This window comes from Parasutterella secunda, from assembly GCF_023336895.1.
GTDB lineage: Bacteria > Pseudomonadota > Gammaproteobacteria > Burkholderiales > Burkholderiaceae_F > Aphodousia > Aphodousia faecalis.
This window is the reverse complement of the sequence record NZ_JAMBLT010000001.1, coordinates 162,341-182,548: the sequence shown is the minus strand read 5'-3', so window position 1 is coordinate 182,548 and position 20,208 is coordinate 162,341. Positions and strand designations below refer to the sequence as shown.

Sequence of the window (20,208 nt, the reverse complement as noted above, 5' to 3'; positions counted from 1 at the left end):
CAAAATTTGTATAATTTATGAAAAAGAGTTTAAGAGAGCAGAAAATGAAGTTCTACGGCCGTCAAGAAGAAATGGATTCCTTGCGTTGGCAATTCCAGACCACTCAAGCAACGAAAGTCGCTCGCATGGTAGTGGTGACAGGGCGACGACGCATTGGCAAAACCACTCTTATTCAAAAAGCGTTTCAAGATATTCATGCCCCCTTTTTATATTATTTTGTGACGGGGATGAGTAGTGAAGAGGCAATGACTCGATCATTAGTGGCAATGGCTTCTGAACATTTATCGATTCGGTTTCCGCCTGCGTTATCCAAATTAGCTGATGCTATTGGCTGGTTGTTGGAGTGTTCCAAAACTCAACCCTTGGTTTTGGTTTTAGATGAATGCCAGGCGCTTGAGAAACAGGCAGAGAATTTTTGGTCTGAATTACAACGTGTGTGGGATTTGGGAAAGTCAGGCGCTCAACTTCTTCTTATTATGAGCGGATCCATTCAATCGGCCATGGAAAGAATCTTTGGTAGCCATAGTGAGCCTCTTTTTGGTCGTGCAGACCAGTTGATGACGATCCGTCCGTTTAATACGTCTCTGATGGGGCAAATTTTTGAGGATTATCGCCCACAAGGTACGAAAAAAGATTTATTGCTCTTTTATGCGCTCACAGGAGGCGTGGCTCGTTATGTGGAGCTTTTGGTGGACGCCGGGGCATTGACCGAAAAAGAAATGCTTCAATTTCTTTATTCGGAAAGAGGATCGTGGCTGCGTGCTGAAGGCCAAACAATGTTGGCAAATGAATTTCGCTTTTCGGCCCCCGTTTATCACGAAATTTTAAAAGAGCTTATTTCAGGGCGAAGCAAGCGAACAGAACTTCAAAATGGGATTGACACAGATATTTCTCCGTACCTTAACCGTTTGGAAACTCTTTTTGGTCTGGTTTCTCGAGTCAATCCCTTTCTTGAAGAGAAGAATTCAAGGTTAACCCGCTATCGAATAAAGGATCCTTATATTCGCTTTTGGTTAACTTTTTTGTGTGATGAAGAAAGTCAGGCTCGAATGGAATTACAACAGTGGCCAGCTTTGATCGAATCGACACAAAAGGCGCTACCAACTTATTTAGGTCGAACGCTTGAAGACTGGTTTCGGCAGAGACTGTTGGAAAGCGGAGATTGGAACCCTGTAGGAGGCTGGTGGGATCGTCGTGGCGAAAACGAAATTGATCTGGTAGCGCTGGATCGCTTAAAAAAGCGTGTCTTGTTTGCAGAAGTTAAAACCAACGCAAAAAAATACGATGAACTTCGCCTACGCATGAAATCGGAGACTTTTTTAAACGCTCATAATGAGTTTAAAAACTGGGAAAAAATGTTTTTGGGCTTATCCCCAAAGGATATGCTTAATGACTTTTAGTCAGCAGAATGTCAAAAATCCTCAGTCAACTGAGGATTTTTGTATGGGTATTAAATTCAAATTGTCACGTCAAAGGATTGTTTTCTAAAGCTCAATAAGAAAAAGGCTTGTAAGTTTGTGTATTTGTTGCCGACGGGCAATAGCGTTGGCAGTGCTGTGCAAGAAGGCGAAATCCCTGATAACATTAAATTTCTTGTTGTTTAATTCACTGAAAATACATGAGTACAGAACCACCGCTTAAAGCGGGAGCTTCCAAACACCGCACATTCTTTGAGCGCCTCTCAGGCGTTTTTCATACTCCCACGCGTGAAGACTTTATCGACACGCTTCACGAAGCCAACGAACAAAAGCTCATTGACGATTCCGCTCTGAAGATGATGGAAGGCGTCATGCAGTTTTCCAACCTGAGAGCGTGTGACCTAATGGTGCCCCGCTCTCAGATGCAGATTGTAGATTTAAGTGAAAGTAAGGACGTTTGGTTGCCTCGGATGATCGAAGCTGGTCACTCGCGTTTCCCAGTCATTTTGGATGATGACCGTGACAACGTGATCGGCATTTTGCATGCCAAGACCATTTTGCGCGTCTTGATTGATCCGACCTTTAAAGCCCGTGAGCATCTGCGCCCGGCTAAATTTATTCCGGAGAGCATGCCGTTAAATGATCTTTTGCGCGACTTCAAACTCGAGCGCAATCATATGGCCATTGTGGTCGATGAATTCGGCAGCGTCTCTGGGTTGATCACCATTGAAGATGTGCTCGAGCAAATCGTGGGTGAAATCGATGATGAATTCGACGAAGTCGATGAGGATGCCGATAACATCTTGGAAGACACCAAGCACGGATGCTGGCGTGTGAAGGCGCTCACTGAAATTGAACAATTCAACGAATTCTTCTCCACTGAAATCAATACGGATGAAGATTGTCACTGCGAAACGATTGGCGGATTGATTGCTGACCGCTTGGAACATATGCCCAAGGTCGGCGAGACAATTGTCATTGAGGGCTTCCGCTTTACCGTGTTGCGCGCCGATGAACGTCAAGTCAGACTTTTGAAAGTCGAAAAAGTGCCCGCGCAGGAAGCCGCTACAAAAGAAGAATAAAACGTGATGCTGTTATCCCCTGAGAAAAAATACTATGTTTATCGGCTGGGCTTGAGTTTAGCAAGCGGTGCGTCGCTTGCGAGCGCCTTTGCGCCGGCCAACACCCCCTTATTTGCGTTAGCCGCCCTCATTTTGATTTTCTATATCGTGGGCGTTACGGAAAAAGTCTCGCATGCCGTGCTTTGGGGGATGGCTTTCGGTTTCGGTTGGTTTGTGACCGGCATCAGCTGGGTCTATTACAGCATGTACCACTATGGCTATATGCCACTGGAATGGACCTATGTGACCACCTGCGTCTTTTCTTTAGCCCTGGCGCTTTTTCCAACCGTTGCCTTTGCGTTAGTGGTTAAGTTTGTCTCCAACCCTATTGTTCGTATGGCGCTGGCTCTTCCCGCTGCCTTTACGTTATTGGAGTGGGTGCGCGGATGGTTGCTTACGGGTTTCCCGTGGCTTAATCCCGCCTATGCGATCGTCGATTGGCCGCTTGCTGGTTTAGCTCCTTTTATCGGAAGCTTTGGTGTGCTCCTGGGCCTTGTGTGGATCGCTGGCTTAATTGGAGCTATTTGGGCGCTTAAAGGGAAGTGGATTTATGTGGCAGCCTGCGGCATCACGATTTTCTCTGTATTGCTTTTGTCGATGGCAGGCAAACAAATCGTTTGGAGCGAACCTTCGGGAGAGATGACCGTTCGCTTGGTGCAACCCAATTTAGAGCCGCGCCTTTTGCAGCAGTCAATGAGTGAACGCTTTGACGAAATGTATTTTTACTTGGATAACGTCAAAGTGGAAAAGGCTTCGGTGGACGCGGTGATTCTCCCTGAGTCTGCCTATCCGTTAGCGTGGCAGCAGTTTCCGAATGATCAAAAAGAAAGACTTCTTCAATGGGTGAAGTCAGAGAAAAAGTCCCTGCTTTTTAATGCGTTTTGGCTCTCTGACGGACAATACAGCAACGCGGCGATTGCGCTGGATGAAAAGGGGGATCTGTCCCTTTATCAAAAGCATCATTTAGTTCCGTTTGGTGAGTTCGTTCCATGGGGATTCCGTTGGTTTATTGATGCGATGCGCATCCCGATGACGGATTTGCAACCGGGTAACGAATCACAATTGGCAATGAATTTCGCAGGCCACAGTGTGGCGGTGAACCTTTGCTACGAAAACTTATTTGGCAGCGAATGGATTCGGGCTTGGGATCATGCTTCGCCCGAACTTCTCATTAACCTTTCAAATTTGAAGTGGTTTGGACCAGTAAAGGCCGCCAGTCAGCATTTACAGATTTCTCAGATGCGTGCGCTTGAAACCGCGCGACCGCTTTTGAGCGTGACCAATAGCGGCGAAACCGCTTATGTGGATGCGTATGGCGTTGTTGTGAAGCGCTTGGCGACGGACATTGATGCCACGATGGACGTAACCGTGACAACGATGAAAGGAGAAGCCACTCCCTATGTTAAATGGGGTGACTGGCCGGCTGTCATTCTTGCCTTTTTGATGTTGATTGCCGCTTTTATCTGTACATTCGCCGAAAAACGGCTTCAAAAGGGCTAAAATTAAAAAATTTTCGGGATTGGATAATCCCTTAACCGATTTCTCAATTTTTGGATTGGACCGATGATTACATTTCAGGAAGTCATCCTGCGTTTGCAGCAGTATTGGAATCAACAAGGTTGCGCGCTTTTGCAACCGATTGATATGGAAGTGGGGGCCGGTACTTCGCACACGGCGACCTTTTTAAGGGCTTTGGGACCGGAGCCGTGGCGCGCCGCTTATGTGCAGCCCTCCCGTCGTCCGAAAGATGCTCGTTATGGCGAAAACCCCAACCGCTTGCACCAACACCATCAATTCCAAGTGGTGTTAAAGCCTGCCCCCACGAATATTGTGGATTTGTATTTGGGCAGTCTCCGCGCTTTGGGTGTCGACACTGAAATCAACGATATTCGTTTTGTGGAAGATAACTGGGAAAACCCGACGCTCGGTGCCTGGGGTCTGGGTTGGGAAATCTGGATGAACGGCATGGAAGTGACGCAATTTACGTACTTCCAACAAGTGGGCGGTTTGGAATGTAAGCCCATCACCGGTGAAATCACCTACGGGCTTGAACGCTTGACGATGTATCTGCAAAACTGCGACAACGTCTTTGATTTGGTTTATACCCGTTGGCAAGATGCGGACGGTTCAACCCGCACGCTGACCTACGGTGACGTGTTCCATCAAAACGAAGTGGAACAAAGCCACTACAACTTTGAAGCCAGCGATCCTGAAAAGCTTTTGAAGCAGTTCGATTATTTCGAAGGCGAAGCCAAGCGCATGATGGATTTGAATTTGGCGCTGCCTGCCTATGAAATGGTGCTTAAAGCCGGCCACACCTTTAATCTTTTGGACGCGCGCGGCGCCATCAGCGTGACCGAACGCGCTGCCTACATTGCTCGTATTCGTACGATCAGCCGTGCCGTGGCTCAGAGCTACTATGATGCCCGTGAACGTTTGGGCTTCCCGATGTTGAAAAAGAATTCCTAAGAGGCAAGTGAAAAAATGACCAGTTTGTTAGTGGAATTGCAAACCGAAGAGTTGCCGCCGAAGGCACTCAAGAAACTCTCCGAAGCGTTTGCGCAAAACTTAACGAAGAGCTTAGCCTCTCAACACTTTTTGGAAGAGGGGAGCCAAACAACTGTTTATGGTTCTCCGCGCCGTTTGGCCGCGTTGGTGACAGGGGTTTTAGCCAAGTCGCCCGATGAAGCCTTTAAGCAAAAGCTCGTTCCTGTGAAGGTGGGTTTGGATGCTGACGGCAATCCCACCCCCGCTCTTGAAAAGAAGATGAAGGCGTTGGGAATCGTTGCCGATGTAAAGAGCTTAAAGCGCGTCAATGACGGCAAAAACGAACAACTCTTTTACGAAGGCATCCGTCCCGGTGTGGAATTGGTTCATGGTTTGCAAACGGCACTGGATGCCGCAGCCTTTAATCTTCCGATTCCGAAAGTGATGCACTATCAGTTGGCCGATGGCACGACGACGGTTTCTTTTGTTCGCCCGGCCAAGCACTTGGTTGCTCTTTATGGCGAAGACGTAGTGCCTGTGACGCTTTTGGGCTTAAAGGCGGATCGCTTGACTAGCGGTCACCGCTTCCACACGCATGAGCTCATTTCTTTGCGCTCGGCCGACGGTTACGAAGATCAAATGATGACCGAAGCCAAGGTGATGCCTTCTTTTGCCAAGCGTCGTGAAAAGATTGTCCACGATGTGGTCGAAGGGGCCCGCGCCATCGGCGGCGAAGCGATCATGCCTGAAGATTTGATCGACGAAGTGACGGCGTTGACCGAATGGCCGGTTATCTACCAGTCCAGCTTTGAAGAAGAATTTTTGAAGGTGCCTCAAGAGTGCTTGATTCTTACCATGCAGCAAAATCAAAAGTATTTTGCCGTACAGGATGAAAAGGGCCGCTTGATGAACCGTTTCTTCTTGGTTTCTCAATTGGAAGCCAAGGATGGCGGTGTGGAAATCAGTGCCGGTAATGCCCGCGTGGTGCGTGCCCGCTTGGCCGATGCGAAGTTCTTCTATGATCAAGACCGCTTGCAAACGTTAGAAAGCCGTATTCCGCTTTTAAAGAACGTGGTTTATCACAATAAGTTGGGTACGCAAGCCGAACGTGTTGAACGCGTCAAGGCTATTGCCGCGAAGGTTGCGGATCTGATTGGTGCTAACCGTGAAGAAGCGGTGCGAGCCGCTCAATTGGCCAAAGTTGACCTCTTAACGCAAATGGTGGGTGAATTCCCGGAACTTCAAGGCATTATGGGTGAATACTATGCCTTGCATGACGGAGAATCTAAAGATGTGGCGCTTGCCATTCGTGAACACTATCAGCCGCGCTTTGCTGGCGACGCCCTGCCGTCAACGCCTGTGAGCTTGGCTGTGGCCTTGGCCGATAAATTGGAAACCCTTTCCGGTCTTTTCGGTATCGGTCAAATGCCCACCGGTGACAAGGATCCGTTTGCCCTGCGCCGTCATGCCTTGGGTGTGCTTCGTATGCTCATCGAAAAGCGCTTGAATGTGGCGATTACGGATTTGGTCGACATCGGCTACGAAGCGATGAAGTCGGTTGCTAACATTCAAGACGCAAGAAGCGAGCTCTTAGCCTTCTTTGAAGACCGCATCCGTGTGATGTTTAAAGACAAGGGTTACAGCGCTCAGGAAGTTGATGCCGTGTTGGCCACGCATCCCACGATGGTGTTGGATGTGCCGGCCCGCTTGGAAGCCGTTCGTGCATTTGCTCAATTGCCTGAAGCGGAAGCTTTGGCTGCCGCCAATAAGCGAATCGGCAACATTATTAAAAAGAGCGCTCCGCAAACCGATGTCGTGGATGCTGCGCTATTTGACTCTGAGGCTGAAAAAGCGCTCTATGCCGCGCTTTGCGAAGCTGAACCGCGTGCCAAGGCTGATTATGAAGCTTGCCGCTACACCGAGCTTTTGAAGAGCTTGGCTCCGATGAAGGCGCCGGTTGACCGCTTCTTTGAAGATGTCATGGTCAATGTAGAGGATGCTCAAGTACGAGCCAATCGTTTGGCCCTCTTATTGCGTTTGCATCGTACAATGAACATGGTGGCCGAGCTTTCTCGTTTGGCAAAGTAGTACATTCTGAAATGTATTAAGGCGAAAGGCTCCGTAAGCGGGGCCTTTTGCTGTATTGGGGAAGAAATATGTCAACAATCCGCGGTTGGATTTATTACATTGTTTTGGCGATTACGCTGATTCCTTTGGCAATCGCCTTGATCATTTTGTATCCGGCCTCCGTTTCCCTGCGCTATCAGTTAGCCGTCAGTTGGGCACGGTTTATGCTCAAAATGGGGGAAATAATTTGCGGGATGCGGTATCAATTCAAGGGAACAGAAAACTTCCCCTCAGACGGCACATCTGTCTTGGTTCTCTCCAAGCACCAATCCGCTTGGGATATCTTTGCATTGGCGTCCTTAATTCCCCACCAGGCAAGTTTCGTTTATAAAAAAGAACTGCATTACGTGCCTGTTTTTGGCCAGGCTTTGGCGACCTTACATATGATGGCCATTGACCGTAAAAAGGGTTCTCGAGCCTATGAGCAATTCATGAATCAAGGAAAGGATTTCATGAAGCGGGGCTGGTGGTTGGCGATGTTTCCAGAAGGCACCCGTACAGCGCCCGGTGTCAAGACGCACTATAAGTCAGGAGGCGCTCGCTTTGCCGTGGCCACTTCGACACCGATTATTCCGATTGCTTTGAATTCCGGCGAATGCTGGCCGCGCAATTCTATTTCGAAAAAGCCCGGCTTAATCACGGTCTCTGTGGGCCCTATGATTAAGACCGAAGGGCGTGGCTTTGAAGAGGTGCAGGCCGAGCTTGTCAATTGGATCGAGGGCGAAATGCATGTGATTTCACCCGTGGTTTACGGGAACAAGGCAACCAGTGAGTTTGACGGGAAAACGCAAGCCTGATTGACTGTTGGGACAAACATTGTGAGACAACTGGCATTTGATTTTTTCACGCATGGTGATGAGACGGAAAAAGATACGCATTCGGTTGACACACTTAAATCGCAGCCGAGTATTCCCGATGTTCTTTCTCAAATGCATTCCCAGCCCATCGGTGAGAAAAAGGGTTTCGATCTGACCCCTGTTTTTTCTTACCACTTAGAGCGCGCCAAAAGAAAAACGGTGGGCTTTATTGTGGATGAACGGGGCGTAACGGTTCGGGCGCCAAGATGGGTGTCGGTGGCTGAAATCGAAAGAATACTTCAGGAAAAAGAGGGCTGGATTCAGAAAAAACTCACCGAGTTTGGTAATTGGCAAAAAGAGTTGGGAATGCAAACCGTGCACTTTGTTGATGGAGCCCAATTGCCTTATTTGGGAGAGCCTTTGAGGTTGCGCCTTGAGCCCGCGGCACGAAGTGTATTTTTGTCCGAAGGAAAGACAGAGCGAGAACTGATTGTGAATGCCGCGAAAGACACTGAAGAGGATCGTGTCAAGGATTGGGTTCAGGTGTGGTTTAAAAAGGAAGCAGAGCGTTATTTGGGAGGGCGGATAAAGGTTATCGCCGATCGCGCTTTGGTCAGCTATAGCGGCTGGGGTTTATCGAGCGCCAAAGGACGTTGGGGCTCTTGTAGTTCGGATCGGCGCATCAGACTTAACTGGCGACTGATTCATTTGGCGCCGACTTTAATTGATTATGTGATTGTGCACGAATTGGCTCATCTGGATGAAATGAATCACAGTGCACGCTTTTGGAAGCGAGTGGGAGAAATTTATCCGAACTACGAAAGTGCTCGCCGGGCTTTAAAGGGCGTCTATATGCCGACGCTGCCCTTTTAAGCATTGATGCGAGCTAATCTCACAAAAGCTTCAACATCAAGCGCTTCGGCTCGAAGGGCAGGATCAACGCCTGCCTTTTTAATATCTTCTTCGGTCAGAAGTTTTGCCAAAGCATTGCGAAGTGTTTTTCTGCGCTGATTAAAGGCCGCCGCTACAATGACGGCAAAGCGCTCAAGATCCACCGGCAAGAGTTCGTCTACTTTCCTAGGAACCATGCGCACAATGGAGCTCGTCACCTTAGGGGCTGGGGTGAAGGCGCCGGGTGGCACATCAAACATTTTCTGCATACGGTAGCGGTACTGCAGCATAACAGAGAGTCGTCCGTATACTTTGCTGCCGGGCGTAGCCACCATGCGATCAACCACTTCTTTTTGAAGCATGAAGTGTTGGTCTATCACACGATCGGCCACTGTCATCAGATGAAAAAGCAGGGGGCTGGAAATGTTGTAGGGGAGATTGCCGACAATGCGCAGTGCTTTTCCCGGATGAACTTTATTCCAATCCAATTTCAAAGCATCCGCTTCAATCAATGTCAGCGTTTCGGGGAAAGTTTCTTTTAACCAGGCCGCTAAATCGCGGTCAATTTCAATAGCCGTGGCGTGCCCAGCATCTGCAATCATTTTGCGGGTAAGCGCTGCCTGGCCCGGACCAATTTCGACAACGGTTTCGCCGGGCTTGGCATCAATGGTGCGCGCAATGCGCTCAATCCAATGCTCATCGTGCAGGAAGTTCTGTCCGAAGCGTTTACGAGCACGATGCCCGGCTAATCCGTTTTGCATGTTTCCCAAGTCCTTTAGAGTTCGTCGCGGCGAATTTCAACGTAGGCGCGGTCACGCAATTCACGCTGCCAAGTGGCCGTGGCTTCAGCCAATTTTCTTTGACGAAGAATTTGACGGGCCATGTAGCGCATGCGCTCGGCGTTCATCGCTTCTTCACGGCGATCGAGCACTTGGATAATGTGGTAGCCGTATTGAGTCTTAATCGGTTGACTGATTTCGCCGGGCTGCAAACGATGCATGGCTTCTTCAAAAGGAGGAACCGTATCGCCGGGCTGTACCCAACCTAAGTCACCGCCGCGTGTGGCGGAACCGTCCACGGAATGCAAACGGGCGAGGGTGGCGAAGTCTTCTTTGTTTTGCACCAAACGCTTACGAATGTCGTTTAAGCGGTTTAAAACGGTTGCTTCATCGGTCACCGGGGTCACGGCCATCAGGATGTGGCGAACGTGTGTCTGGGTAACCGGGCCGCCGGCGAGTTTCGTTTGAACACCATCGCGACGGTCATTGACCTTGACGATGTAGTAGCCGTCGGAGCTGACATTCATGGCGATCTTAGACGAATTCTGTCTGGCTTCACGAACAGCGGTGGAAAGGGCTGTCGGCATTTGTGACAGCGTTCTCCAACCAAGGTTGCCGCCATCCAAAGCATCAGGCGCTCTAGAGAAAGAGGCGGCGAGCTGTCCGAAGTCTTCTCCGTCACGGGCACGATCCAAAATGTCTTCGGCTGTATCGCGGGCGTTGTTGAGCTCTTCGGTGCTCATGCCGTCAGAGGTCGGAATCCAGATGTGTGAAATGTTGTACTCAATCGTATCGTTGATGTTGTAGCCCGCTTGATCGGCTAAGAACGCATCGATTTCACTTTCAGGAATCTTAATTTCTTCATCGACTTCGCGTTCACGCAAGCGTTGAGCCACAATCTGGGAGCGAATTTCTTCTCTAAATTGCGGGAATGTCACCCCATCGAGTGACAAGCGGCGGCGCAATTCGGCAACGGTAATTTTGTTTTGTGCGGCGATTTGTTCAATAGTGGCATTGACAACGCCGTCATCAACACGAATACCGGTTTCACGGGCACGCTGGGAGATGGCGCGCTCTAAAATGAGTTGCTCAAGAACCTGAGCGCGCAGCTGAGGCATCGGAGGCAATTGAATCTTCTGACGTCTGAGGTTCAATGCGGCCGAGTGAGCACGCTCGGCGAGTTCCCCCGTGGTGATCACGTCGTTATTTACAACCGCGACCACGGCATTGAGAACCTGCGGCTCAGAGGTGGCCGTCTTGGTGCTAGCGGTTTGAGCCACACATACGCTTGCGGAAAAGGCGGCAAGCAGCGCCAGGTATTTCATCTTATTCATAATAGTCATAAAGTCCGGCTGCACCGGGTTGGTCTGTCGTAGGCCGATAGCCCGGGATGGCACGGCGCAGTTCTTCGATCGGGTCAGAGCCGATAGAGCCCAAGCCCGTCAATTCCAATTGGATGAAGAAGGTCGTATCGTACCTGTCTTCGCTATCGAGTGTGCGTTGACCGACTAGGCGCAAAGCCCAGCAATCGGCGACGTATTCAACACCGGCCAGCATTTCAACAGGCTTACTTTCATCAAGCGCGTAATTGTAGCGTGCAAGACCGTAGAGTGAATTGGTAAGCGGCCACTGAACACCCAAGTCGATTTGTTTGATGCGGTCTTCTTCGATAGTGGTCGGAAGATCGTCATAGCGGTAATAAAGTCCCACCACCGCAGAAGGCTTCGGCTGCCAACGGATGCCGGCATTAATACGCGTGAAGCGATCTTCGCTTGTTGAGTATTGAGCCGTTGTCGAAGCCACAATATTCTTCGTTAAATGAGCCGTGATGTTACCGAGGTAGTCACTGCGGCTCTCTTTGTTGATACCTTCAATACTGCGAGTACCGTTGCGATACTTGTACCAGTCATCAATGGTGTAGCGATTTAAGGCAACCTCTTGATCGGAGAAATAGTAACGCTGGCCGATAGAGGCGCTGAATAACTCTTGACCGGATTTGCGATCCAAGTAACGAGACGTCAAGATAAGCGACACCTGATTGGCTTCAGAGACTCGGTCATGACCCGTGAAGGCATTTTCCATGAAAAAGCTGCCGAAACTTAAATCCATGTAGGAGCTGTCAAACACCGGCATCTTGCTTTGGTCACGATACGGGGTGTAGACGTAAAAGAGTCTGGGCTCAAATGTTTGAGTGGCATCCTGACCGAACCAAGAGGCTTCTCGCTCAAAGATCAAGCCCGTATCCAAACTAAATGTCGGCACCACAAAGTGGGAATTCTTTTCATAACCCACGGTGTTTCGGAAATCGCGATCAAGGTTGTTGAGTCCCGTGAGGTTATAGGAAACACCGGTCAACATGGCCTTGGGCGTGAAGAACCAATAAGAGCCTCTCATCGGATAAGCGATGGAGTGGTTCATGTAGAAGCGATCGCCCTCAGGCTTAAAGTCTTTGTCGCGGTGCTTAAAGCGGGTGGCTTCCAAAGTGCTTGAAATTTCAAAACCGTAGAAGTCTGCGTAGTAGGCGTTCCAGCTAAATTCTGGAACTTTCTCATACGGGCGGTCCACCGGATCGTGATGATCACGTTCGAGGACTTGGTTTTTACGCACACTCAAAGAGGCCGTCCAGAAATCCTTGCTGTACTTGGCGGAAAAGTCCTGCGGCAAGATGGCGTTGTCGCCTTCGCTGAGGTTACTGGAGAAGTCGTTTAAGAAGTCACCGTCGCTTGCGCGGTTGTAATCCACATCAAAGTGGAAATTATTCCATTTGGCCCAGGCGTCTACTCGAGCCCCGTAGCGGCTTCTGTCTTCATGGCGGTCGTCAGGTACCCAATCATAGGTGAGGGTGCCGCCCATGTTTTCCGTTAAGAATCGGAATTCATTGCCGAGCATGATGCCGCGCTTACCCATAATGCGAGGCGTGAATGTGTAGTCGTAGTTCGGCGCGATGTTCCAATAGATAGGTTGCGCATAGTCAAATCCCAAATCGGAACTCATGCCAACGGTGGGAGTCAGAAGACCGCTTTGACGGTCAGTGCCCACAGGGAAGAAAGCATAAGGCGTACCTAAGACGGGAAGCCCCGCCAAGTGAAAACTCACATCATGGGCGGTGGCCATGTTGTTGGTTTCATCAATCGTGAGCGTGTCGGCTTCAATCCACCAGGCTTTGCTGCCGGGTTTGCAGGTTGAAAGCGTGGCTTCGCGCAATTGTGTGGACTGACCGCTTTCAAATCGTGCGTACTTTGTTTTTCCCTGGATGCGGCGAGCGGCGTACTCATAGGTTGCGTCCTGCATTTCACCCGTTTCAGTTTCAATTTGGTAATTGAGTTCGGGGCCAGCAAAACGGGCACCGGCACGAGTGACCACAGCGTTTCCTTTCACATCCACCGTGTCAGTCGACTGCGTGTAGGTAATGTTGTCGCCTCGAATGACCGTCCCGGCGCGACGAACTTCCGCGTCGCCCGAGAGCACAATCTGGTCATCCGTGGTTTCCATTCGGTCAGCCGAAATGAAACTGGCGCTGTTTTCGTTAACAACTTGTGGGGAGTCATCAAGTGAACCTGCCGTTCTCAGGCGAACGCCATCCGTGGTTTGTGCATGGGCGTAAGTTGCGCAGGCAAGCGCACACGCCACACTCAGGATTTTGAGTGCGGGCAGCCCTTTCGAAGGGTTTTTGGAAAAATCCGACATGAAATGAATGAATTAGGTTCGTCAAACAGTACTCGCCCATTATAGCCGAAGCGCTTGGCGCTCTTCGCTCTCCGTGTCATAATTTCGCCCATCAAAGTGAAAGAAAAATGGGGAAAGACATGACGGATCGTCAAAATGAGCGCCGCGAGTGGTTGTCCGGTATCGCTTCCAAGTACGCTTTAAACGTTGAAAGCGAGGCTCCGGCCAGTTCAGACGCAGGCTTTAGAAGCTATTTTCGTGTAGCCGATCAAAACGGTAAAACCTTCATTGTGATGGATGCGCCGCCCGCTCATGAAGATGTTCGTCCCTTTATCCGAGTGACTTCTCTTTTTGAGAAGGCCGCGCTCACCGTACCGCATATCTACGAGCAAAATCCCGAGCAAGGTTTCTTATTATTAAGTGATTTAGGCCACAAGACTTATTTGGATGTTCTCAATGAAGACAATGCACGGGAATTGATGACAGAAGCCATTGACGCGCTTGTGAGATGGCAAAGTATTTCAGAACCGGGTGTTTTACCCGAGTATGACCGGGCAACGCTTACGCGTGAATTGAATTTATTCCCCGAGTGGTACATCGCCAAGCATCGCAACAAGACTTTGGATGAACGTCAAAGCGCTTTGCTCAAAGTGTGCTTTGAACGAATTTTGCAAAACAATCTCTCTCAAGCCAAAGTATTTGTGCACCGCGACTATATGCCCCGCAACTTAATGGTAGTGCCCGAAGGCGGCCCGGGCATCCTTGATTATCAGGATGCGCTCTATGGTCCTGTTTCTTACGACATTGCCTCTCTTTTGCGTGACGCTTTCATCAGCTGGGGTGAAACTTTTGTCATTGACATGACTATTCGCTATTGGGAAAAAGCTCGTCAGGCCTGCATTCCCGTGCCGCAGGATTTCGGTGTTTTCTGGAAGGATGTCGAGTGGATGGGATTGCAGCGCCATTTGAAGATTTTGGGCATTTTTGCGCGCTTAAATTATCGCGACAATAAGTCCAAATACTTGGCCGATACTCCGCGTTTCATCAATTACGTTCGTCAGACAGCACACCGTTATGATGAATTAAAGGCGCTTCTTTTCTTGGTTGACCAGATTGAAGACAGTGTGCCTCAGTATGGCTACACCTTCTAGGAGTCGGTTGTGCGAGCGATGATTTTGGCTGCAGGCCGCGGCAAGCGCATGCGGCCCCTAACCGATCAATTGCCAAAGCCATTACTAAAGGCTGGTGACAGGCGTCTTATCGATTGGTCCGTTGACGGTTTGGTTCGAGCCGGTGTTAATCAAATAGTGATCAATACAGCTCATTTGTCAGAAACATTTTTGCCGGCTCTGGGGACACATTATCGGGGGGCTGATATTCACTATTCCGTTGAGGGTCAAACATACGATGAGTCGCTCGAGACGCTCGGAGGCATCGCCAAAGCTCTTCCTCTTTTAAGTGAAGGGGACGAGCCTTTTATTGTGGTGGCGGGTGACATTGCAACGGACTTTGATTTTTCCGCTCTATTAGATAAACCCGCTCAACGAATCCGCGAAGGACAGTTGGATGCTCATTTGATTTTGGTGCCCAATCCGGATTTTCATCCTGAAGGCGACATGGGGTTGGTCAATGGCCTTGTGACGAGAAACGCTCGGACGTATACCTACTCAAGCATTGGTCTTTTTTCGCCCCGAATTTTCCGCGACGTCCCGATTGTTTTTGCCAAACTTTTCCCCTGGTTGGATCAATTCATTGAAGCCGGCCGCGTGAGCGGGGAGGTCTATACTGGTTTTTGGGAAAATGTCGGAACACCTCAGGCGCTCGAAGCTTTGGGACAGAAATTCTCAAAATAGAGACTCTTTATTTTTAAAGCACAATATATTGAATTTGGATGACTATTTTTCTACGGATAGTTTGTTTTGAATCAGAAAAATCGGAAATGTTGCTCAAAAAATGAGCAACATTATTAAAATAACACCATTGCTGGCTACCCATACGGTGGCGTTTTTGTGGGCGAAATTTCCTGATGGGTTTTAATTTAGGACAGTACCGTATTGACGGTGTGCTTTTTCTAGCACCCATGGCCGGAGTGACGGACGCGCCTTTTAGGCGTTTGTGCCGCCAATTCGGTGCCGATTATGCGGTAGGTGAAATGCTCGCCAGTGCCCCTCAATTGCGAAATAGCCGCAAAACCTTAGCCAGGTTGAAATTTTTTGATAAGGAGTGCCCTCGGGTAGTGCAACTCTTGGGGGCTGATCCGGTTGCACTTAGCGAAGCGTTTCATTGGGCAGTTGAGGCGGGCGCTGAGGTCATTGATTTCAACATGGGGTGTCCGGCCAAAAAGGTCTGTAATGTAGCCTGTGGCTCTGCCCTGATGCGTGAAGAAACACAAGCCCGGAAAATTTTAGAAGCGTTGGGCGAGGTATCTCAGAAATGCGCAGTTCCTGTGACCTTAAAATGCCGAACCGGATGGGATGAGGCGCATAAAAATGCGCTTCAAGTGGGGCATTGGGCCGAGGAAGCCGGTTTTGCGATGCTTACCGTCCACGGCAGAACAAGGGCCGGGGCGTTTGAAAGTCAGGTCGAGTACGACACCATTGCCCAAGTAGCCTCTGAGCTGACAATCCCGGTGGTGGCCAACGGCGATATTGCCGATGCTAATCGAGCTGCGGCCGTTTTGCGCTACACCGGTGCTCAGGCTGTGATGGTTGGCCGCGCGGCGCTGGGTCGACCTTGGCTTTTTAAAGAGATAAAAGAAACGCTTCGAAGCGGTGTACCTTTTGAACTTTCCCGTAAGGAGAAAGTAGAGGCGATACTGACGCACAGGCAGTGGCACTTTGAGTGTTACCCTGAGCCGGTCGCGGTGATGACTTTTAGAAAGCACCTTTTATGGTATCTGATGGGATGGCCCGGATTTGAAGAAGTCCGCTCGTATCTTTGTCAGGCACCGGATGCTCTCATGCAGGGCAGATGCCTGCTTGATTATTTCAAGCGGCAAGGTTGGTTATAAATAACGATTTTTTCTCTCTTTTGTGTTCATTGATATGGTTTCCGATACAATCAAAAAACAAGAAGTGATGGCCGAAAACCCGTTGATGATGAAGCCTGCGACAATCGAACAAGATGAGTCGCTTGAGGCGGCTGTTCTTCGTAATTTGCAAAGTTACTTCAAAACGCTCAACGGGATGCGTCCGCAGCACGAACTCTATCCTATGGTTATTCAAGCGGTGGAAAAGCCCTTGCTTGAATTTGTGATGAAACGCACGGGACACAATAAATGTGCGGCGGCGCAGCTTCTCGGCATAAACAGAAACACGTTGCACAAGAAGCTACAGTTTTACAAGCTCATCTAATGGCTGAGGATGGGCCGGAAGGTTTTGTTTTTTCGTTTTTTAATTTTTAAGGACAGCAATTATGCGTAAACAAGCTTTGTTGAGTGTGTCTGATAAGACCGGAGTTGTGGAGTTCGCTCGCGAACTCGCCGCTTTGGGTTATCACCTGCTCTCCACGGGCGGTACCGCCAAACTGATCGCACAAGCAGGAATCGAAGTTCAGGAAGTGGCCGACTACACGGGTTTCCCTGAAATGCTTGACGGTCGTGTCAAAACACTCAATCCGAAGATCCACGCGGGTATTTTGGCTCGCCGCCCCGATCCGGAACATATGAAAGCCTTGGCTGACCACAACATTGATCCGATCGATATCATTGTTGTGAACCTCTATCCGTTTGAGGCAACGATCGCTAAACCCGATTGCACATTTGAAGAAGCCATTGAAAATATCGATATCGGTGGTCCGACCATGATCCGCGCTGCGGCCAAAAACCATGAAAGCGTGGCAGTCGTTGTGGATCCGGCCGATTACTCCTCAGTGTTGGAAGAATTAAAGCAAAAGGGCGAAGTGACGGCCGAAACCCGTTTGCGTTTAGCAAAGAAAGTGTTCTGCCACACCGCCCGCTATGATGCCATGATTTCCAACTACCTCACGGCTTTGGACGAAGACAAGCAAAAGAAGGATTTCCCGGAAAGCTTCACTCGTCAATTTGTGAAGGTTCAGGACATGCGTTACGGTGAAAATCCCCACCAAAAGGCGGCTTTCTACCGTGAAGTGCATGTGGGTAAGGGCCTTTTGGCAAGCTACAAGCAATTGCACGGCAAGGCTTTGTCCTACAACAATATTGCCGATAGCGATGCGGCTTGGGAAGCTGTTCGCCAATTTGCAGAACCCGCTTGCGTCATCATCAAGCACGCCAATCCTTGCGGTGTAGCTGTGGGTGCTGACAGCGCCGAAGCCTATGCCAAGGCTTTTAAGACAGACTCGAAGAGCGCTTTCGGCGGCATTTTGGCTTTCAATACGCCGGTAACGGCCGCTTGTGCTGAAATGATTTCCAAGCAATTTGCCGAAGTGATCATGGCGCCTGCTTTTGAAGCCGACGCTTTGGCTATTCTCGAGAAGAAACCCAATTTGCGTCTTTTGACGATCGAAATGGGTGACGATCACAACGACTTTGACTTCAAGCGCGTGGGCGGCGGCCTTCTCGTGCAAACGCCGGACTTGCAAGTGGTCTCAGAAGAGGCTTTGCGCGTGGTAACGAAGAAGCAGCCCACGGCTCAACAGCTCAAGGACATGCTCTTTGCCTGGCGTGTGGCCAAGTTTGTGAAGTCCAACACGATTGTCTTTGCCAAAGACGGCATGACGATGGGTGTGGGTGCCGGTCAGATGAGCCGTGTGGACTCTGCCCGAATCGCTTCCATTAAGGCCGAAGAAGCCGGATTAAGTTTGAAGGATACGGCAGTCGCGAGCGATGCCTTCTTCCCGTTTAGAGACGGTTTGGATGTCGTGGTGGATGCCGGTGCAAGCTGTGTGATTCAACCGGGCGGTTCGATCCGCGACCAAGAAGTCATTGACGCTGCCGACGAACGCGGCATCGTTATGGTCTTTACCGGTGAACGTCACTTCCGCCACTAATTCGGCTGTTTGGTTACGTCAATCGTAACCAATCGAAAAAAAGGGCGCCAATCGCTCAGACTGGCGCCTCTTTTGCTTTAAAATCAAAGCACTTTAGTTGACTTTTTGTGATATCCGTTTTAAGGGATTGATCATGCAGATTAACCGTCGAACGTTGCTTGCCGCTGGTGCCGGTTTGGTGTCCGGGGCAAGTTTGCCCGCTTGGGCTCAGCTTCGCATTGAAATTACGGGGGTGGGTGCCAATCAAATGCCGATTGCCATCCCCCAATTTCAGGGAACCAATAACGCACCGTTGGACTTGTCAACGGTTGTCACCGCGGACCTCGAAAGAAGCGGATCCTTTCGCGCACTCAAAGTAATGGGTGAGTTGCCGGCCGAGGATATCGAAAAGCCTCGTGCTAAATTCTGGCGCACAATGGGAGCGACCGCACTGGTTATGGGCACTATCGAAAAGCTGCCCGATACTCGCTATCGCGTCAATTACAGGCTGTTTGGTACGGTTGAGGACAAAGTGATTGACGAAAAGCAGTTCGTGGTCAGTAGCGGCGATCTGCGTTTGACGGCTCACCGTATTGCGGACGCTGTTTATGAGCGGCTCACAGGCGAGTCAGGCATTTTCGCTTCGCGCTTGGCCTACGTTTTGCAAAGGGGCCCCGCGTCATACGAATTGGTTGTCAGCGACAGTGACGGCGCCAATCCACAGACTGCGCTCAAGAGTAATCAGTCCATTATTTCTCCGATGTGGTCTCCCAACGGACTGCTGCTCACCTATGTGTCCTTTGAAGCCAATAAGCCCGTTATTTATTTGCATGATGTTCGATCTGGAGAGCGCCGCTTAATCGCCAGTTTCAAGGGCAATAATTCGGCTCCGGCTTTTAGCCCTGACGGCAAGACAATGGCTGTGGCCTTGTCTATGGGCGGCGGCACGCACATCTACCTTATGAGTACAAACGGTACGAATGTCAGACGTTTCACCAATAGTCAGGGCATTGATACCGAACCGGTTTTCAGTCCCGACGGTCAATACGTCTATTTCACATCCGACCGCGGCGGCTCGCCTCAAATCTATCGTCAAGCTGTGGCGGGCGGCGCTGCTGAACGAATCACCTATAGTGCCGAGTACGCCATTAGTCCGGCCATCAGTCCCAAGGGAGATAAACTCGCCTTCATCTCTCGCTTCAATGGGGCTTTCCGTGTGACGTTGCTCGATTTATTGACAGGAACACAGTTGGTTTTGACCGATACGATGCGTGATGAGTCACCCACCTTCGCTCCGAATGGCAAGATTTTGGTTTATGCCACCGAAGAAGGCGGACGCGGTGTGTTGGCAACGGTAAGCCTTGACGGTCGCGTCAGGACGCGCCTTACCGGTCCCAACGGTGATATCCGAGAACCCTCTTGGGGACCGCTTTTACAGTAAAACTTAATTTTTAGTTATTGGATGGAGTTTTAAATGCAATTGAAAAGCAAAATTTTGTTGGTCAGTTTAGGTCTGGCCGGAGCTCTTTTAACCGGTTGCTCGTCCGTAGATTTAAACCCCAATGGTCCTGATGCTCAGTACGCCGGCGACCCGTTTTCTAACCCCAATTCGCCTTTGAGCCAACAGAGCATCTATTTTGCCTTTGACAGCTACACCGTGCCGGCTGAATCACAAGCAATGATTGAAGCTCACGCTCAGTATCTTGCTACACACCCGAGCGCAACGGTCGTTTTGGAAGGCAACACGGACGAACGAGGCGGTCGTGAATACAACTTGGCCCTTGGTCAAAAAAGAAGCGACAGCGTTGAAAATCGCCTGCAGCTTTTAGGCGTTCCTTCGGATCGCATGGAAAGCGTGAGTTTCGGTAAAGAACGTCCGCGTGCCATGGGTCACGATGAAGAGTCTTATCAACAAAATCGTCGTGTCGATATTATCTATCGCACCAAATAAGAATTTGTTTGAGACAGGCGCCCG

The 20,208-nt window shown here is 49.9% G+C and carries 17 protein-coding genes; 14 read left to right on the top strand and 3 right to left on the bottom strand.

Annotation, left to right across the window (positions count from 1 at the left end):
- The first annotated feature begins 17 nt into the window (after positions 1-17).
- From M3080_RS00865 to M3080_RS00835, 7 genes are all read left to right on the top strand, one after another.
- On the top strand, positions 18-1,400 hold the full coding sequence (locus M3080_RS00865; protein WP_249091496.1) for an ATP-binding protein: 1,383 nt from the start codon (positions 18-20) through the stop codon (positions 1,398-1,400).
- 218 nt (positions 1,401-1,618) lie between these two features.
- Positions 1,619-2,500: a CorC family transporter gene (locus M3080_RS00860; protein ID WP_022472259.1), complete on the top strand. Its 882-nt coding sequence runs from the start codon at positions 1,619-1,621 to the stop codon at positions 2,498-2,500.
- 6 nt (positions 2,501-2,506) lie between these two features.
- Positions 2,507-4,039, top strand: coding sequence for an apolipoprotein N-acyltransferase (lnt, locus tag M3080_RS00855; protein ID WP_249091495.1), 1,533 nt, complete (start codon positions 2,507-2,509; stop codon positions 4,037-4,039).
- Positions 4,040-4,102: 63 nt separating this feature from the next.
- Complete coding sequence (gene glyQ / locus M3080_RS00850; protein ID WP_249091494.1) at positions 4,103-5,008, top strand: glycine--tRNA ligase subunit alpha; 906 nt, start codon at positions 4,103-4,105, stop codon at positions 5,006-5,008.
- A gap of 15 nt (positions 5,009-5,023) precedes the next feature.
- Positions 5,024-7,114 carry a glycine--tRNA ligase subunit beta gene (gene glyS, locus M3080_RS00845; protein WP_249091493.1) on the top strand — a complete coding sequence of 697 codons (2,091 nt, stop codon included), beginning with the start codon at positions 5,024-5,026 and terminating at the stop codon, positions 7,112-7,114.
- A 68-nt stretch (positions 7,115-7,182) separates the two neighbouring features.
- Positions 7,183-7,950: a lysophospholipid acyltransferase family protein gene (locus M3080_RS00840; protein ID WP_249091492.1), complete on the top strand. Its 768-nt coding sequence runs from the start codon at positions 7,183-7,185 to the stop codon at positions 7,948-7,950.
- Between the two features lie 21 nt (positions 7,951-7,971).
- Positions 7,972-8,823 carry a M48 family metallopeptidase gene (locus M3080_RS00835; RefSeq protein WP_249091491.1) on the top strand — a complete coding sequence of 284 codons (852 nt, stop codon included), beginning with the start codon at positions 7,972-7,974 and terminating at the stop codon, positions 8,821-8,823.
- On the opposite strand, the gene rsmA is transcribed toward M3080_RS00835, so the two are convergent.
- Genes rsmA through M3080_RS00820 form a run of 3 tightly spaced genes read right to left on the bottom strand, consistent with a single transcriptional unit; the run spans position 8,820 to position 13,307 of the window.
- On the bottom strand, positions 8,820-9,602 hold the full coding sequence (gene rsmA, locus M3080_RS00830; RefSeq protein ID WP_249091490.1) for a 16S rRNA (adenine(1518)-N(6)/adenine(1519)-N(6))-dimethyltransferase RsmA: 783 nt from the start codon (positions 9,600-9,602) through the stop codon (positions 8,820-8,822). The two genes, M3080_RS00835 and rsmA, sit on opposite strands and share 4 nt — an antisense overlap.
- Before the next feature lie 14 nt (positions 9,603-9,616).
- Positions 9,617-10,954, bottom strand: a complete 1,338-nt coding sequence (locus tag M3080_RS00825) for a peptidylprolyl isomerase (RefSeq protein ID WP_249091488.1) — start codon at positions 10,952-10,954, stop codon at positions 9,617-9,619.
- The gene (locus tag M3080_RS00820) at positions 10,947-13,307 is read right to left on the bottom strand and encodes an LPS-assembly protein LptD (RefSeq protein ID WP_249091487.1); all 2,361 of its coding nucleotides are present in this window, start codon (positions 13,305-13,307) and stop codon (positions 10,947-10,949) included. The genes M3080_RS00825 and M3080_RS00820 overlap by 8 nt, the downstream gene beginning before the upstream one ends.
- A 119-nt stretch (positions 13,308-13,426) precedes the next feature.
- Between M3080_RS00820 and M3080_RS00815 the strand changes: the two genes are divergently transcribed.
- From M3080_RS00815 to pal, 7 genes are all read left to right on the top strand, one after another.
- Positions 13,427-14,437, top strand: coding sequence for an aminoglycoside phosphotransferase family protein (locus M3080_RS00815; RefSeq protein ID WP_249091486.1), 1,011 nt, complete (start codon positions 13,427-13,429; stop codon positions 14,435-14,437).
- 18 nt (positions 14,438-14,455) lie between these two features.
- A complete protein-coding gene (locus M3080_RS00810) occupies positions 14,456-15,139 on the top strand; it encodes a nucleotidyltransferase family protein (protein ID WP_283162509.1) in 684 nt (227 codons plus the stop codon).
- Positions 15,140-15,312: 173 nt separating this feature from the next.
- Complete coding sequence (gene dusB / locus M3080_RS00805) at positions 15,313-16,296, top strand: tRNA dihydrouridine synthase DusB (protein ID WP_249091484.1); 984 nt, start codon at positions 15,313-15,315, stop codon at positions 16,294-16,296.
- Between the two features lie 34 nt (positions 16,297-16,330).
- On the top strand, positions 16,331-16,639 hold the full coding sequence (locus M3080_RS00800) for a helix-turn-helix domain-containing protein (protein WP_022472247.1): 309 nt from the start codon (positions 16,331-16,333) through the stop codon (positions 16,637-16,639).
- A 61-nt stretch (positions 16,640-16,700) separates the two neighbouring features.
- On the top strand, positions 16,701-18,254 hold the full coding sequence (purH, locus tag M3080_RS00795; RefSeq protein ID WP_249091483.1) for a bifunctional phosphoribosylaminoimidazolecarboxamide formyltransferase/IMP cyclohydrolase: 1,554 nt from the start codon (positions 16,701-16,703) through the stop codon (positions 18,252-18,254).
- Between the two features lie 133 nt (positions 18,255-18,387).
- Positions 18,388-19,674, top strand: coding sequence for a Tol-Pal system beta propeller repeat protein TolB (gene tolB / locus M3080_RS00790; RefSeq protein WP_022472245.1), 1,287 nt, complete (start codon positions 18,388-18,390; stop codon positions 19,672-19,674).
- 33 nt (positions 19,675-19,707) lie between these two features.
- Positions 19,708-20,184 carry a peptidoglycan-associated lipoprotein Pal gene (pal, locus tag M3080_RS00785; protein ID WP_022472244.1) on the top strand — a complete coding sequence of 159 codons (477 nt, stop codon included), beginning with the start codon at positions 19,708-19,710 and terminating at the stop codon, positions 20,182-20,184.
- Positions 20,185-20,208: the final 24 nt, after the last annotated feature.